The organism is Streptomyces sp. PA03-1a, assembly GCF_033792805.1.
In the GTDB taxonomy this organism is placed as follows: domain Bacteria; phylum Actinomycetota; class Actinomycetes; order Streptomycetales; family Streptomycetaceae; genus Actinacidiphila.
The window spans coordinates 1-828 of sequence record NZ_JARAVO010000497.1 but is presented as its reverse complement, the minus strand read 5'-3'; the positions used below and the strand labels follow the sequence as shown (position 1 = coordinate 828).

The following is an 828-nucleotide window of genomic DNA, read 5'->3' as shown; positions in this document are numbered from 1 at the left end:
ACCCAGCTCATGAGCTTGCGGAGCTTCTTGCCGGTGGTCTCCAGCAGGTGGTTCTCGTCGGCCTTCTTGTACTCGTTGTACCGGGGCAGGCCGGCGTTGTACTCGGCGATCCAGTTGTTGGCGAACGAGCCGTCCTGGATCTCACCGAGGATCTTCTTCATCTCGGCCTTGGTGGCGTCGGTGATGATGCGCGGACCGGTGACGTAGTCACCCCACTCGGCGGTCTCCGAGATCGACCAGCGCATCTTCTCCAGACCGCCCTCGTACATCAGGTCCACGATGAGCTTCAGCTCGTGCAGGCACTCGAAGTACGCGATCTCCGGCTGGTAACCGGCCTCGGTCAGCGTCTCGAAACCGGCCTTGACCAGCGCCGCCGTACCACCGCACAGCACCGCCTGCTCACCGAACAGGTCGGTCTCGGTCTCCTCCGTGAACGTCGTCTTGATGACACCCGCGCGAGTGCCGCCGATCGCCTTGGCGTACGACAGCGCCAGCGCGAAACCGCCCCCGGTCGCGTCCTGCTCCACGGCCGCGATGCACGGCACACCGCGGCCCTCCTCGTACTGACGGCGCACCAGGTGACCCGGGCCCTTGGGCGCCACCATGCACACATCGACACCGGCCGGAGGCTTGATGAAGCCGTACCGGATGTTCAGGCCGTGCCCGAAGAACAGCGCGTCGCCGTCCTTCAGGTTGTCCTTCACGGACTCCTCGTACACCCGCGCCTGGATCGGGTCCGGGACCAGGATCATGATGACGTCGGCCTCGGCCGCGGCCTCCGCAGGGCTCACCACGCGCAGGCCCTGCTCCTCGGCCTTCGCCTTGGAC

The 828-nt window shown here is 66.2% G+C and carries 1 protein-coding gene; it reads right to left on the bottom strand.

Going from position 1 to position 828, the window contains the following annotated elements; translation table 11 throughout:
* A partial coding sequence (ilvC, locus tag PV341_RS45140; protein WP_500361062.1) for a ketol-acid reductoisomerase occupies positions 1-828 on the bottom strand: 828 nt, incomplete at both ends.